The organism is Psychrobacter sp. AOP22-C1-C5, from assembly GCF_052378885.1.
Classification (GTDB): domain Bacteria; phylum Pseudomonadota; class Gammaproteobacteria; order Pseudomonadales; family Moraxellaceae; genus Psychrobacter.
The window spans coordinates 258,469-272,329 of record NZ_JBQSYC010000002.1 but is presented as its reverse complement, the minus strand read 5'-3'; the positions used below and the strand labels follow the sequence as shown (position 1 = coordinate 272,329).

At 41.5% G+C, this 13,861-nt stretch carries 15 protein-coding genes; 12 read left to right on the top strand and 3 right to left on the bottom strand.

Annotated elements, in window-relative coordinates; all coding sequences use genetic code 11:
• The first annotated feature begins 34 nt into the window (after positions 1-34).
• From fghA to ACT3TH_RS03655, 6 genes are all read left to right on the top strand, one after another.
• A complete protein-coding gene (fghA, locus tag ACT3TH_RS03680) occupies positions 35-931 on the top strand; it encodes an S-formylglutathione hydrolase (protein WP_444754501.1) in 897 nt (298 codons plus the stop codon).
• A gap of 242 nt (positions 932-1,173) precedes the next feature.
• Complete coding sequence (locus ACT3TH_RS03675) at positions 1,174-1,458, top strand: TIGR03643 family protein (protein WP_444754706.1); 285 nt, start codon at positions 1,174-1,176, stop codon at positions 1,456-1,458.
• A gap of 103 nt (positions 1,459-1,561) precedes the next feature.
• Positions 1,562-2,254: a ribulose-phosphate 3-epimerase gene (gene rpe / locus ACT3TH_RS03670; RefSeq protein ID WP_444754500.1), complete on the top strand. Its 693-nt coding sequence runs from the start codon at positions 1,562-1,564 to the stop codon at positions 2,252-2,254.
• A gap of 133 nt (positions 2,255-2,387) precedes the next feature.
• Positions 2,388-2,744, top strand: coding sequence for a hypothetical protein (locus tag ACT3TH_RS03665; RefSeq protein WP_444754499.1), 357 nt, complete (start codon positions 2,388-2,390; stop codon positions 2,742-2,744).
• A gap of 125 nt (positions 2,745-2,869) precedes the next feature.
• On the top strand, positions 2,870-3,181 hold the full coding sequence (locus tag ACT3TH_RS03660; protein ID WP_444754498.1) for a hypothetical protein: 312 nt from the start codon (positions 2,870-2,872) through the stop codon (positions 3,179-3,181).
• 180 nt (positions 3,182-3,361) lie between these two features.
• Positions 3,362-3,673, top strand: a complete 312-nt coding sequence (locus ACT3TH_RS03655) for a hypothetical protein (RefSeq protein ID WP_444754497.1) — start codon at positions 3,362-3,364, stop codon at positions 3,671-3,673.
• A gap of 128 nt (positions 3,674-3,801) precedes the next feature.
• Here the strand turns inward: ACT3TH_RS03655 and rpmG are convergent, their stop codons facing one another.
• Together rpmG and rpmB are read right to left on the bottom strand one after the other, a co-directional pair.
• Entirely contained in the window at positions 3,802-3,957 is a 156-nt protein-coding gene (rpmG, locus tag ACT3TH_RS03650; protein ID WP_010201403.1) for a 50S ribosomal protein L33, read from the bottom strand.
• Positions 3,958-4,090: 133 nt separating this feature from the next.
• Positions 4,091-4,327: a 50S ribosomal protein L28 gene (gene rpmB, locus ACT3TH_RS03645; protein WP_444754496.1), complete on the bottom strand. Its 237-nt coding sequence runs from the start codon at positions 4,325-4,327 to the stop codon at positions 4,091-4,093.
• Between the two features lie 485 nt (positions 4,328-4,812).
• On the opposite strand from rpmB, the gene ACT3TH_RS03640 reads away from it, so the two are divergent.
• Together ACT3TH_RS03640 and purU are read left to right on the top strand one after the other, a co-directional pair.
• Positions 4,813-6,843 carry a hypothetical protein gene (locus ACT3TH_RS03640; RefSeq protein ID WP_444754495.1) on the top strand — a complete coding sequence of 677 codons (2,031 nt, stop codon included), beginning with the start codon at positions 4,813-4,815 and terminating at the stop codon, positions 6,841-6,843.
• A gap of 195 nt (positions 6,844-7,038) precedes the next feature.
• Positions 7,039-7,965, top strand: coding sequence for a formyltetrahydrofolate deformylase (gene purU / locus ACT3TH_RS03635; RefSeq protein WP_444754494.1), 927 nt, complete (start codon positions 7,039-7,041; stop codon positions 7,963-7,965).
• A gap of 105 nt (positions 7,966-8,070) precedes the next feature.
• Here purU and ACT3TH_RS03630 read toward each other — a convergent pair whose 3' ends face one another.
• Positions 8,071-8,871, bottom strand: a complete 801-nt coding sequence (locus ACT3TH_RS03630; RefSeq protein ID WP_444754493.1) for a cytochrome C assembly family protein — start codon at positions 8,869-8,871, stop codon at positions 8,071-8,073.
• Between the two features lie 398 nt (positions 8,872-9,269).
• Between ACT3TH_RS03630 and ffh the strand changes: the two genes are divergently transcribed.
• The 4 genes from ffh to ACT3TH_RS03610 all read left to right on the top strand — a co-directional run bounded on the left by ffh (position 9,270) and on the right by ACT3TH_RS03610 (position 13,782).
• Positions 9,270-10,814, top strand: coding sequence for a signal recognition particle protein (gene ffh / locus ACT3TH_RS03625; protein WP_444754492.1), 1,545 nt, complete (start codon positions 9,270-9,272; stop codon positions 10,812-10,814).
• A 392-nt stretch (positions 10,815-11,206) separates the two neighbouring features.
• Positions 11,207-11,908 (top strand): tRNA (adenosine(37)-N6)-threonylcarbamoyltransferase complex dimerization subunit type 1 TsaB, encoded by a 702-nt coding sequence (gene tsaB, locus ACT3TH_RS03620; RefSeq protein ID WP_444754705.1) that lies wholly within the window; start codon positions 11,207-11,209, stop codon positions 11,906-11,908.
• 96 nt (positions 11,909-12,004) lie between these two features.
• On the top strand, positions 12,005-12,847 hold the full coding sequence (locus ACT3TH_RS03615; protein ID WP_444754491.1) for an undecaprenyl-diphosphate phosphatase: 843 nt from the start codon (positions 12,005-12,007) through the stop codon (positions 12,845-12,847).
• A 47-nt stretch (positions 12,848-12,894) separates the two neighbouring features.
• The gene (locus ACT3TH_RS03610; RefSeq protein WP_444754490.1) at positions 12,895-13,782 is read left to right on the top strand and encodes a class I SAM-dependent methyltransferase; all 888 of its coding nucleotides are present in this window, start codon (positions 12,895-12,897) and stop codon (positions 13,780-13,782) included.
• The last annotated feature ends 79 nt before the right edge of the window (positions 13,783-13,861 follow it).

Genomic DNA, 13,861 nt, shown 5'->3' with positions numbered 1-13,861 from the left:
GCATATTTTACTTTGAATAAAAAGGATGCCTCTTATGAACAACTCTTATAATCATAGTCTGTCTGCCAATACCCAGCTCACACAAAAAAGTGTGAACCGCTGCTTCAATGGCGAGCAGCATTATTATAGACATCAATCAATGTCTACCAAAACGCCGATGACATTCAGTATTTATATGCCTGACGAAGCGTTATCAGGGCAGCTTTGTCCAGCGATTTTATACCTATCAGGATTGACCTGTAATGCGGACAACGTAACGCATAAAGGGCATTTTCAACAAAAATGCAGCGAGCTTGGGATTATTTTTATCGCACCTGACACATCTCCGCGTAGCGATGCCGATGTAGGTATTGAGGTAGCCGATGATGAGCGCTATTTTGTCGGACAAGGCGCTGGTTATTATGTTGATGCTAAAGAGGCACCATGGGCTGAACATTTCAATATGGAAACCTATATTGTTGATGAGTTGTACGATCTGCTACGCGCAGAGTTCCCAATCAGTACTATGGGTATCATGGGACACTCAATGGGTGGGCACGGGTCTTTGCTACTAGGATTTAAGCATCCCAGTAAATTTATCAGTGTTTCGGCAATGTCACCTGTTTGCTCAGCCAGTGAATCTTCATGGGGTCAAAAAGCGTATACCGAATACTTTGGTGATGACAAAGCCTTGTGGGAGCAATCTGATGCCTCAAAAGTGATTGCCCGCTTAGGTCGGCAGTATGCCGGTATTTTGATTGATCAAGGCGGTGCAGATGAGTTCTTTTTAGAAGGACATTTACAAACGTCAACGCTCCAAGATGCTTGTGAAAAAGCCAAGCAGCCATTGACGCTGCGTTACCATGCTGGGCATGATCATAGTTATTATTTTATTCAAAGTATGATGAATGACCATATTGAACATCATTGGCACATGGCACAAATTAATTAGCATTTGATATGACATTTTTTTATTATACGTTTACTTTTTAAAAGGTCAGCCTTATGGCAAATTCTCAAGATTTAGCATCAGCGAGTGTTGTTCATTCTTTATCAGATTCTACCGCTGCTGATACTACGCTTGCGACCATGCGAGCAGATATGGATGCGGCTTTGGAAGATAAACAGCAGACTAGTATCCATGCCGACACTGATTTGAATGAAGCGCGGACAAGTTCTGTCCAGTCAGACGATATGATTGTCCAATCAGTCGATGATGCTGGCGAAAGGGTGCTAGACGAGGCGCAAGTCTCACGCGTGATCGAGATGGCGTGGGAAGACAGAACGCCGTTTGGAGCCATAGAGCACAGCTTTGGCCTTACTGAGTCTGACGTCATTAAGCTAATGCGCCAAGATTTAAAACCATCGTCTTTTAAGCTGTGGCGTGAACGAGTGACCAATCGTGCTACCAAACATCAAGCAAAACGAGACTTTGAAGTTGGCCGTGCTTATTGTAAAACGCAGTACAAGCAGCGTTAACAGTTTGAGTATGGAATATCAGTACGTTCAATATCTGAATAATACTGATATCCGTTCCAAGATCTTTTTTATTTTATTTAAACATGAATGAGGTAGCTTCCTTATGACCAGTTCTTCTAAACCCTATCTTATTGCACCCTCGATACTTTCAGCTGATTTTGCACGTTTGGGCGAAGAGGTTGAGAAAGTATTAGCGTCGGGCGCTGATGTGATTCATTTTGATGTGATGGACAATCATTACGTACCCAATCTGACGTTTGGTAGTATGATTTGTAAGGCGCTACGTGATTATGGGATTGATGCGCCTATCGATGTGCATCTTATGGTCTCACCTGTTGATGGTATGATTGAGCAGTTCTTAGAAGCGGGTGCTAGTATTATCACTTTCCATCCAGAGGCTAGCGCGCATGTCGACCGCTCCTTGCAATTGATCAAGGATGGCGGGGCAGAATGTGGCTTGGTATTGAATCCAGCAACGCCATTACATTATTTAGACTACGTCATGGATAAGGTTGATCAAATCTTACTCATGAGTGTCAATCCTGGCTATGGTGGTCAGTCATTTATTGAGGGCACTCTAGACAAGGTGCGCCAAGTTCGTCAGCGCATTACTGACAGTGGTCGAGACATCAGATTAGAAGTTGATGGTGGTATCAAAGCCAGTAACATTCGTGCAATTGCCGAAGCAGGGGCGGATATGTTTGTCGCTGGCTCTGCAATCTTTAACCAAGAAGATTATAAGGCTGCTATTGATGCCATGCGTGAAGAGCTGGCGCTGGTTAACGTTAGCAAATAAACCTGTATGAAATTATTGAGAATGAATTCATAGACGCCTTAATTTTTAACTTAGGTCACCCATAAACACGAATACTAAAATGTGCTGTATAATTGATAACTATACATAGCGGTAAGTAACGTAAAGGTGAATTATGGACGCAAATAAAACAATTAACGCATCAGTCCTCTCTGAGCCAGCAAGACATACTAAACCGCGGCGTAGCTTGGTGCCAAAAGGTATTACGATTGGTTTAGCAGTTTTTTCGCTTGTTCTAAGTCTTGCAGGTTATGGTTTTCGCCTAATGATCGGTGATGAGGTTGAGACCGTATTACGCCATGCTGCAGTCATCGTCCCTGCATTTGTGATTGGTATCCCACTGTTTTTTTGGGTCGGTTCGCGAGTGGTTAATAAAGTGAAAGGTCTGCATATCGAGACGAGAAATGCGTTGACGCTTGGCTGGCTAACCGCTTGCGTGGCAATGTTATGGTTGATGGGTAGCTACAGTTAATCTACTGCTACGCTGCCAAATCGACCGTTCCTAATATCAAGCTGGCCGGTCATTTAATGAATGATCCATTGAAAGTTTCTTACTCATCAATAAGTCATGCTGTATGAGCGTGACTGGACGCTCCCATGTCAAAACCTGCTACTAAAATTACAGATACTATTTTTCCAAAAGACTTACCAAATAGTCTTTTTATCATGTTGATTAGTGCCTGTCTACTGATGGGCCTTGCTTCATTACGCCATGGAACTGATTTACAAGGGTGGCTAAATGTCATTGAAAATTGGTTAATCATGCTGCTAATCTTTCCAACCGCTACTGCCACAGTGGCATTGCCTTTCAAATATCGTGATCCAACCTTTGAGCTAAAACTGGCATACTACCTTGGTATGTTTGTCGCGTTGTTATTTACTTTATCAAAACTGCGTTATTGGCGTTGACCTTAGAGATTGACTCAAACTCATCATTTATATAAAAGACTTATGTGATAGGTCTTGAATTTCAAGGTCAAAGCGTCCATTGTATGAGTAAGACAGTTTTACCCGCACTACTATAAGATAATAGCTTGTTATATGAGATTTTCTTTGCAAGTATTAGACGGGACTATAAGGAACAAGCGAATGCCATACGATATCGAGAATGATATAGAAACAGATAATGATAGTACCGACCAATTTGCAGGATTTGCTAAAGAGACCACGCTTGAGCTGGTAGAAGCTGAAGATGGTAAGTTGTTATTGCGTGATGCTGAACAAGATGAAGCACCGCTGATGACCATCGATTTTTCTGACAAGTTAAAAGAGCTACTGGGTAGTGACACACAAGCGATTGGTCAACACATGATTCATGCGGCAATTCAGGTTATTATGCAAAAGCAGATGAGCCAATGGCATGCGCATGTGTATGACAAAGAGCCGACACATTATAGTTAAGGTTCAATCGGTTTGGCCTTTAGATGTGATTGTGCACTACTGAAGAATAAAATTACGAGCAGAAAAAAGGGTTTATCTAATGATAAACCCTTTTTTTATTCAAATAAAGCCGTTGGTGAAAACGGAAATTATTTGATTTTAGCTTCTTTAAAGATCACATGCTGGCGAACTTTTGGATCAAATTTTTTGATTTCCATTTTGCCAGGCATAGTGCGCTTGTTTTTGGTAGTGGTATAGTAATACCCAGTACCAGCTGTTGATACTAATTTAATTTTATCTCTCATGATAGCTTTCCTGTAAATGAGGGTCTTAAAACGATAGGTACGGGTCTCAAGTAGTAATTTGCCACATATGCTGTAGCAGAAAAGCAGCTTAAGTAACGAGAATTATCGTTATCAATAAGCTGCTAATGTCTACTTAAACTTTTTGACCTTGTGCGCGTAGATCTGCTAACACTTTATCGATACCTAGTTTGTCAATAATGCGCATACCTTTGGTAGACACACGTAGACGTACAAAACGATTTTCAGACTCTACCCAAAAACGATGGTGGTGTAGGTTTGGTAGAAAGCGACGACGGGTTTTGTTGTTTGCGTGCGAAACATTATTACCCACCATAGGGCGCTTTCCAGTCACTTGGCAAACTCGAGACATGGCGAACTCCTAATCTATGAGGTATGAGGTTTTCTCATACCAGTCTGGGCAAGTTGCACGTTTTTGCGGCATGGACACAGCAAGCGGCAGCTTTGCACCAAACAAAACTATATGAAGGTTGAGCTGGTAGAACTGCTATCTAAAGGCAAATAACAGGCTGACCAATTCAGAAAATTTTAAAGCCGACATTTATACCATAAAATAGATGAATACTCAAATATTTTTATGATTATTGCTGGTTTAAACGATAACTATTATACCCTTAAAAGTACTATCTATGTTGTTGATTATTTAATAGTAAAGATTAATTTTTAGTTGTAACTTATAACAAAAGTCAGTAAAGTCTCTTTTATATATTTAATACAATCTGTTAATACAATCATCTTTAATGTAAATCTATGTATCATTACCAATCTATTGTGATTCTGTGTAATGGTTTTTGCCTACTTGCTCGAATAAATCACTGCTCATGCGGAGTCTAAAACATGCTATACGCTTCACTACCTACTTCTAAGCTGTTTCAATTAACAGCATTAACTTTATCACTGGCTTTGGTTGGATGTGGTGGCGGTGGTGGTACTGACACGATTGCGCCAGAGCCTGATACAGGTGTGACTCAACCTGGTACTGGGAATGGTGACTCAGAACCTTCTCCTACAAATGCAAGTGAAATCTACATATCAGCTGAAAAAAATCAGCTCTTAACAGGTAGTGATAAGACTACTATAAATATTAGAGTAACTGACAAAAATGGCGGTATTGTCAGAAATGTTCCTGTTAGCATAAATATCGCTGACGCTTCTTTATACGGTTTATCTTTAAGTAGTACTTCTAATCAAGTAACTGATGACCAAGGCTTAATTGCTATTGAATTACTACAAAACACAGTAGGCATTGACTCGCAATTAAACCATGAGAGTTTATTAACTGTTGTTGTTAATGAAAATAATAATGTCATTCAACAAACACTTCCTATTTTGGTATCTGGTACTAGCACAAGTAATGTTGTCTCTTCCAAGAACTTAGTAGAAGCTGGCGACAACTTCAGTGTATCTGGGCAAATCTTAGATGGGGCAACTAAACCTGTCGCTAATGCCAATGTTATTTTATATAGCAATGATAAAGAAGCAGCAACTGGAATAACAGACAATAACGGTAAATTCATCTTTGACTTGAATGCCTCTAATTTAGATATATCAGATGTTGGTTACTTATTCAGCATTGAAGTTAAAGGTGCTAAAACCACTCAGCGTATTCCTGATATCTTAACAGTAGTATCAGCAAATAGCTCAAGTATGAGTTTTTCAGAAACCCCTGACATTGTTGTTGGTAATAAACAAAAAATAACTTTAAATGTTCCGAATGCAGTAAATGGTGATATTGTATATTTATCAACCAATAAAGGTGAGATATTTGCTTCTATAAACGATACTCAAGGTAGCTCTCGTCGTGGATTAAATGTTTTAAATGGAAAAGTTGACTTTTATATCGACTCTAATGTACCTGGTACAGCAACTATAAGAGCAGAATTTGATAATGAAACTAAAGAAACTCCGCTAAGTTTTGTATCGGTTGAACCTAGCAAGCTGCTTCTACAGATTGAGCGGGCTGTTGTTAGTGTAGGCGGCTCTACCTCAGTAATAGCAAGAGTTCTAGATAAAAACGATGCGCCAGTAAAAAATGCCATCGTGCAATTTACCACTATTAGAGACGCATCTGGTGGAAGCTTAGGTCAAGGTTTTGCTTATACTGATGATAGTGGTATAGCTACAGTTGTTTATAATGCAGGACAAAACCCAACAAGTACGAACGGTGTTACTATTAAAGCTCAGGTACAGTCAATTAAATTACCAAATGGCCAGGAAAGGGCTGTAAATACTATTCTGGATACTTCTGAAATTACAGTTCAAACCAAATCCACATATATCAGTTTTGCTTTTGCGGACAAAGTATCTTCCGATGATAGGCAAATATATTATTTCCGTAACGGATCTGTTAGTGTTCTTAACAGTGCTGGTAAGCCTGCCATAAATCAAAAAGTATCTATAAATTTGACTCCACATAATTATTTAAAAGGTTATTTCGATATTATTAGAAATAACTCTCTAGAACCAGATTTTTGGCAGCAGAATGCGGTTATTTGCGAAAATGAAGATAAGAACAACAATGGTATTTTGGATCCTAATGAAGACTTCAATGGTAACGGTCAGCTAGATCCTATTAATGTGGCAGCAGTACTTAATAGTGATGGTCAAACGGTTGATTCTAATCAAAGTTTTAACTTCATAACAGATGGGTCTGGAAGAGTAGATTTTTCTATACGTTATCCAAAACAATATGCTAATTGGTACAGAGCTAAAGTTACTGTAAATACAAGAGTAGATGGTAGTGAATCACAACAATCTAGAGTAATAGATTTTCCAGCATTAGTAGATGATGTTGATGTTGGAATACCTATGCGCCCTAATACGAATAGTCCTTTTGGTACCGATCAGAATTGTTCTAGCTCTCAATAGGATAAACCATTCAAAAACCCCCAACTCTATGTTGGGGGTTTTTGCTTTATTACTCGTCAAAACCAAATTACCCTAAATAACCAAAAACAAGCAACTCCGCCAGCAAAACATCTCGAAAAAGATTAAAATAGTCGGTTTCCTATGCTGCTGATAGCATTTAGATTGTAATAATTTTATTTTTTAATTGGGCGTACTATGTCAGATAATACCAAAACGGCTCCATCAACCACTCTAAAGCCAAATCCTCTTAATGCACCTGCGACTGGCGCAAGCGATACTGCTACGCTTTTGATCAAATGCAAAGACCAAGCGGGTATCGTACAAGCGGTCTCTGAATTTATTCATCGTTACGGCGCTAATATCATTACGCTTGATCAATACTCAACAGCCCATGAGGGCGGTCAGTATTTTATGCGTTTAGAGTTCGCTTTGGCAGGATTGAGTGAGATTATCGATAATTTTGAGGTCAGCTTTGGGCACACAGTCGCCAAACGCCACAATATGGATTGGCGGCTACATAACAATGCGATTAAGACCAAAGTTGGTATTTTGGTATCTAAGTTCGACCACGCGTTGTTGGATTTGTTATGGCGACATCAGCGCGGCTTGCTTGACTGCGAGATTACCTGTGTGGTCAGTAACCATGCTGACCTGCGTCAAGCAGTAAAAAACTTTGGCATTAAATTTCATCATGTATCGGTTACAAAGGATAATAAAGAACAGGCTGAAGAGCAGATTCATAAGTTGATGGAAGGCAACGACTTACTCGTATTAGCCCGTTATATGCAGATACTATCGCCTGACTTTGTGAAGCGCTGGCCAATGCAAGTGATCAATATTCATCATTCATTCTTACCAGCGTTTGTGGGCGCAGATCCGTATCGTCAAGCTTATGATAAAGGCGTCAAGCTGATTGGTGCGACTGCGCATTATGTCACCGCTGAGCTCGATCAAGGGCCTATTATCGAGCAAGATGTTCACCGTGTCACTCATCGCCAAGGTGTGACGGAACTACGAGCAATTGGCCGCGATATCGAACGTAATGTATTGGCACGCGCTGTGAACTGGCATGTGCAAAATCGTGTGATTGTAGCGGGCAATAAGACCGTGGTTTTTAATTAACACAGTTTTTAGTAATGAGCAAAATATTAGTTGCTCATTTCATCAAACGATCAAGCGGCAGTCAGTATTAGTATAAAACGCTACTGCTGACTGCCGTTTTTTTTATTAAGCGATTCCCAACATCAGCTCTAATACAAACTTACTACCGACAAAGCCAATGGCTAATAAAATAAAGGCATAAATAGTGATATTGGCAGCACGCTTACCACGCCAGCCTGCGCGCCAGTTGCCAAGTAAAAGAGTGCCAAACAGCAACCACGACAGCAGACTAAAGACAGTTTTGTGCACAATGTGCTGCGCCATCAAATCTTCTACATAGATAAAACCAATGCCTAGTGCAATACTAAGCAAGACAAATCCTACCAAGAGCATATCAAACAATAGGCTTTCCATGCTTTGCAACGACGGCAGTTTATTGACCCAAAACCGATGAATCGTATGGTGCTTCAACTCACGTATTTGTAGGCGTAAAAATAGCGCTTGCACCGCTGCCATCAGCAGCACGCAATAAGCGGCAAGAGACAATAGAATATGAGCCTCAAGCCCGATGCTGATACTTGTTATGGGCTGATAAGGGGCGCGGCCGATATAGCCGACCGTCATGCCTATAAGCGCTGTTGGCGCGGCTAAAATGCCAAGGCTCACAATGGGACGATACAAACAAAATAGGACGTAGAAGAACAAGAAAAATAAACTGATTAAGCTGATGATATTGAATAAGTTAAAATTCAAACCATAAAGAGTGACAACATAGGGATACAGTAGCACCGCATGCGCACCCATACCGACCACCAATAACCCTAAGCTGAAGCCTTTGTGGATAGGTTTGTCTTGAGTCAGCGTCCAACCAAGGTAAACGCTGACTAAGATATAAGCTAGGCTAGCAAGTAGGAATGCAAAGTGCACAGATATAAAGCCTCATCTCATATTGAGCGTATAATGACTGCTCAATGTAATGCTAAAGTGGTATTATCGGAATAATTAGAATAATTGTCCAATTTATCATAAAATGGTGGCCAATTGAGTACCATCTTGCGTATTCCTTACAAATGCTCAGCTAAGTCAACCTGAACCAAGCTTATTAGGCATGAATGACACCTTTAATGTCCAAGCCTTTTGCAAACCGACGATAATGTTTAAGTCGTCTTAATGCTATAGTGTTGATAATTTAACGTTTTTTATGATGCTATTGATAAAAAAACAATCTGATATCTTATAATGCATCCCACTATTATCTGTAATCCATTTAAATGGTTTTACTAAGAATTATTTTAACTGCGAATTATTTTAACTGAGAGTTATTTATGTTTGATACCTTAACAGAACGTTTATCGTCGAGCTTGCGCAATATTGTGGGAACTGGACAACTGACTGAAGACAATATCAAAGACACTTTGCGTGAAGTGCGTATGGCGTTGCTAGAAGCCGACGTGGCGCTACCAGTCACTCGCGACTTTGTGAAGCGTGTTAAAGAGCAAGCGCTGGGCGCTGAAGTATTAAAAGAGTTGGCACCAGGACAAGCATTCGTCAAAATCGTTCACGATGAGCTGACCGAAATGATGGGCAGTGCCAATCAGCAGCTAGAGATGACAGGTAAACCACCTGTTGTTTATCTACTCGCGGGTTTGCAAGGGGCGGGTAAAACGACCACGGCTGGTAAATTGGCTAAATTCTTACAAGAGCGCCATAAGAAAAAAGTCATGCTGGTCTCAGCTGATGTCTATCGTCCAGCTGCCATTAAACAGCTTGAGCAGGTCGCTGGTCAAGTGAATGCGAAGTTTGTCAATTCAAGCACTGAAGAAAATCCGATTGATATCGCGCTACGAGCCATTGAAGAAGCCAAGATTCAATATCAAGATATTTTGATTATCGATACGGCAGGTCGTTTGCATATCGATGACAACATGATGGATGAGATCAAAGCGCTCACAGCAGCAGTCAATCCTTCTGAGACGCTGTTTGTTGTTGATGCCATGACCGGTCAAGATGCGGCCAATACTGCCAAAGCTTTTAATGATGCATTGCCATTGACGGGTGTTATTTTAACCAAGACTGACGGTGATGCGCGTGGCGGCGCAGCGCTTTCTGTACGCGCTATTACAGGCAAGCCGATTAAGTTCTTAGGTCGCGGTGAAAAATTAGACGCGTTAGAGCTGTTCCATCCTGAACGTATCGCTCAGCGCATCCTTGGTATGGGTGACGTACTAAGTCTGGTCGAAGAGGTTGAACAAAAAATCGACCGTGATAAAGCCGAAAAAATGGCGCAGAAGATGCAAAAGGGCGGCGAGTTCGACCTTGAGGATCTATTGACCCAGTTTCAGCAAATGAAGAGCATGGGCGGCATGGCAGGATTTTTAGATAAAATGCCAGGTATGGGCGGCTCTGACATGCAAAAAGCCGTTGAAGATGCCAAACCAGAAGAAAAAGTGCGTGAGATGGAAGCATTGATTAATTCTATGACGCCATTTGAGCGCAAAAACCCTGATAAAATCAATCCAAGCCGTAAACGCCGTATCGCTGCAGGTTCTGGTCGTGAGATTCAAGACGTCAATCGTTTGCTCAAACAGCACAAACAAATGGCAAAAATGATGAAGATGATCTCAAAGCCTGAAGGCATCAGCAAAATGATGAAAGCAGTACAAGGTCTAACTGGCGGCGGCGGTGCTGGTGGCGGTGGTCCATTATTTGGTGGTGGCGGTCAGCAAGGCGGTGCTAGAGATGTGAACCCAGAGCAGATGGCAAAGCAAATGGGACTTGATCCCAACAACATGCCAAGCACCGAAGAGATGCAGAAGCAAATACAAGACATGCAAAACCAAGCGCCAAAGAAATTTAAAACGCGCTTTTGATCCACTCATAAGTAATGACTAAGTTTATTGATCACATAGACAATCCACTATGAAATAAACTCAATGTTACTGAGATGAAGTTTACGTAGCCTCTGTCTGCGCAGACGCCGCAAGCAAGGAAAATCTACCTCGGTAGCACATTGCAATGTTTGTCCTTACTCCATTTAGGGCTGACTAAGGTTTTTTGATAAAAACCTCAAAGCGAAAACCGTTTTGAGGTTTTTTTATGTTTGTCTCATTTGGACAAACTCTCATGGATAAAGTGTGAAAAACATAGAAAGTAATAAAAATGATGAGCCCTAAATGCTATGATAGGCGCTGATTTACTAAGCCAGTGCTTTTTTTATAACGCCGTGCTTTTTTTAATACTGACAGTATAAGCCGAGAGTATGATGTTTTTATCCATGGATACCGTGTTTGATCAATGCTCGGTCGCGATTCTAGATTCGAAGGGTCACGTGCTATCGAGTCATACCGAGACGGGCAAACGCCAGCAGACCCAGCAAATCCTTCCAATGATTGATGCAGCCTTGTCTGAAGCTCAGTTAAGCCTCGCTGATATACAAGCACTGATATTTAATAGAGGCCCAGGTGCCTTTAGCGGGATACGGATTAATACTGCTGTCGTACAGGCGTTGTCAGTCGCGCATGATATTCCTTGTGTGGGTGTCTCAAGTCTGCAAGCGATTGCCCAGCGTGCGTATCAGCAATATGGTTTGACCCACGTATATAGCGCGCTTGATGCTCGTATGCAGCAAGTGTATTTTGGTCAATATGCAATAACAGATGATAGTCAAACAGACTGTGTTGTCATGCAGCCAGTACTGGTTGGCGATAGCGATAGTACGGAGCAGTTGCTAGACTATGACAGCCAAACTGCGCTCAATTTACCTATCGTTGGTAATGGATCGATACTGTTAAAACAACGGGACGGGCAAACATGCCATGACGATGTCTGGCCGGATGCAGTAGTGATAGGACAGCTGGGTATCGCTCAATTCATGACTTCAGGCGGTACGGATGCTGCAAATGCATTGCCCAAGTATTTGCGCAACCAAGCATGGAAAACATTAAAAGAGCAAGGTAAGGCATAGTCATTAGCAAGCTTATTGTCAGTCTCTCGTAAAAATATTAGAACATACTAAAAACTATACTGAGCAATCCGTATATCTTTGTCTAGGAAAGTCATTGTGGATATTATTTTATTAATTCAAGCTGTCATCATGGGTATCGTTGAAGGTATCACTGAGTTTTTACCCATTTCCAGTACAGGCTATCTGATTCTATCAGCAGATTTGATGAGCTTTTGGACCAAAGAAAAAGTGGATGTGTTTGTCGTAGTAGTACAGCTTGGGGCGATATTGGCGGTTATTTATGACTATTGGGGCAGATTGTGGCAAGCACTAACGGGATTGTTGACTGGCAAAGCAGAAGGCATGGCCAATCCGAGACAGCTTGGGCTTAGTATAATCGTCGCTACTATTCCAGTCATGGCCGTGGGTTTTACTTTTGCAGATGAGATTAAAGCTTATTTATTTAATCCTATCGTCGTTGCCATCATGCTTATCGTTGGAGGTTTGCTCATATTTTATGTTGAGAGTCGTCCCAAAGAAATCATCGCGCAAGAAGCCGAGGACGTCAGTTTAAAAACTGCCTTGATAATTGGTTTGTTTCAGTGTATTGCATTGATACCAGGTACATCACGTTCAGGTTCTACTATTATTGGGGCGCTATGGCTTGGAGTATCACGTAAGGCCTCAGCGGAGTTTTCTTTCTTTTTAGGTATTCCTGTCATTGTAGGCGCTGCATTACTGGATCTGTTTAAGCATAGTGATGTATTGACGAGTAATGAAGATTGGCTGGTGATAGGTATCGGAACCGTCGTATCCTTTGTGATCGCGCTGCTTTGTATTCGCTTTTTGGTCGCATGGGTCAGCCGTCGCGATTTTACTATTTTTGCTTGGTTACGTATTATTACTGGTATAGTTGTCTTAATCGCAGCTTGGGGCTTTGGTTATCAAATGGCAGGTTAGGTGATGACCAATGAATGGCATTATCAGCAATAAAAAGGATGGCCGTGATGACCGCTTTGCAGCAAGAGTCTAGAGATGCTAGTCATTTCATAGACTGCCAATTGTTTTATTTGAGCGAGTCGCAGCAAGTTCAGGTGACGGCCTTACAAGCATTAATAGAGCAGTGGCATTTGCCGATCGTTTTGCGTTCTGAACGGTTCATGGACAAACTCAATCAAAAACGACGCCAACAGTTAAGTCAGGTATCCAGTCAGCCTATACTATTATTGGACGATAAAAACGCATTGTCATGGCTCAGTGATGGACTCAGTGTTGCTCCTGAATGGGACAAACTACAACGGCGAGTAGTAAGTGCGGGGCGTAAGTCTGAGCTATTACTACAGGCTGCAAAGATGACATCAGAGAGTAAGGTCATCGATGCAACCGCAGGTTTTGGGCATGACAGCTTGATATTAGCCAGTACGGGCGCTCAGACTATTATGCTTGAGCAGCAACCGTTGATGGCATTGTTGTTATTAGCGGAGCAGCAGCGTATGACTGCTTTGCCTAATTGGCAAAAACTGATGTCACGTTTGCAGATTATCAATACCGATGCCATCAGTTATTTTGAAAACGTAAGCTGCCATTCAGATGATACGGACAAATCTATCGATGTGATTTATTTGGATCCTATGTTTCCAGAAGACAGCTATCAAGACAGCAAGACAGGGAAAGGTGCTAAAGTTGGCAAGCATATGCAAGCGTTGCATATGCTTGCTCGTCCACCAACCTTAGAAGAAGAAGGGCAATTACTACAAAGCGCGCTGGCTGTCGTCAGTCAACACTCTGGTCGTGTAATCGTCAAGCGCCCACAATTTGCGCCCCTACTTGCCAATCAACCAGCAAGTGAGTGCTGGCACAATGAAGCGGTGCGATTCGACGGCTATTTTGTCTGACAGCTACTTTGTCCGATTGGCCGCTTTTTTTATTATAATAAATGGAATTATTTAATAATCTTACCGCACACAAATCTAG

What these genes read in the sequence shown, in the direction of transcription:
- fghA (WP_444754501.1), top strand. Translation starts at nt 35, where the DNA reads ATGAACAACTCTTATAATCATAGTCTGTCTGCCAATACCCAGCTCACA.
- ACT3TH_RS03675 (WP_444754706.1), top strand. Translation starts at nt 1,174, where the DNA reads ATGATTGTCCAATCAGTCGATGATGCTGGCGAAAGGGTGCTAGACGAG.
- rpe (WP_444754500.1), top strand. Translation starts at nt 1,562, where the DNA reads ATGACCAGTTCTTCTAAACCCTATCTTATTGCACCCTCGATACTTTCA.
- ACT3TH_RS03665 (WP_444754499.1), top strand. Translation starts at nt 2,388, where the DNA reads ATGGACGCAAATAAAACAATTAACGCATCAGTCCTCTCTGAGCCAGCA.
- ACT3TH_RS03660 (WP_444754498.1), top strand. Translation starts at nt 2,870, where the DNA reads ATGTCAAAACCTGCTACTAAAATTACAGATACTATTTTTCCAAAAGAC.
- ACT3TH_RS03655 (WP_444754497.1), top strand. Translation starts at nt 3,362, where the DNA reads ATGCCATACGATATCGAGAATGATATAGAAACAGATAATGATAGTACC.
- rpmG (WP_010201403.1), bottom strand. Translation starts at nt 3,957, where the DNA reads ATGAGAGATAAAATTAAATTAGTATCAACAGCTGGTACTGGGTATTAC.
- rpmB (WP_444754496.1), bottom strand. Translation starts at nt 4,327, where the DNA reads ATGTCTCGAGTTTGCCAAGTGACTGGAAAGCGCCCTATGGTGGGTAAT.
- ACT3TH_RS03640 (WP_444754495.1), top strand. Translation starts at nt 4,813, where the DNA reads ATGCTATACGCTTCACTACCTACTTCTAAGCTGTTTCAATTAACAGCA.
- purU (WP_444754494.1), top strand. Translation starts at nt 7,039, where the DNA reads ATGTCAGATAATACCAAAACGGCTCCATCAACCACTCTAAAGCCAAAT.
- ffh (WP_444754492.1), top strand. Translation starts at nt 9,270, where the DNA reads ATGTTTGATACCTTAACAGAACGTTTATCGTCGAGCTTGCGCAATATT.
- tsaB (WP_444754705.1), top strand. Translation starts at nt 11,207, where the DNA reads ATGTTTTTATCCATGGATACCGTGTTTGATCAATGCTCGGTCGCGATT.
- ACT3TH_RS03610 (WP_444754490.1), top strand. Translation starts at nt 12,895, where the DNA reads ATGACCGCTTTGCAGCAAGAGTCTAGAGATGCTAGTCATTTCATAGAC.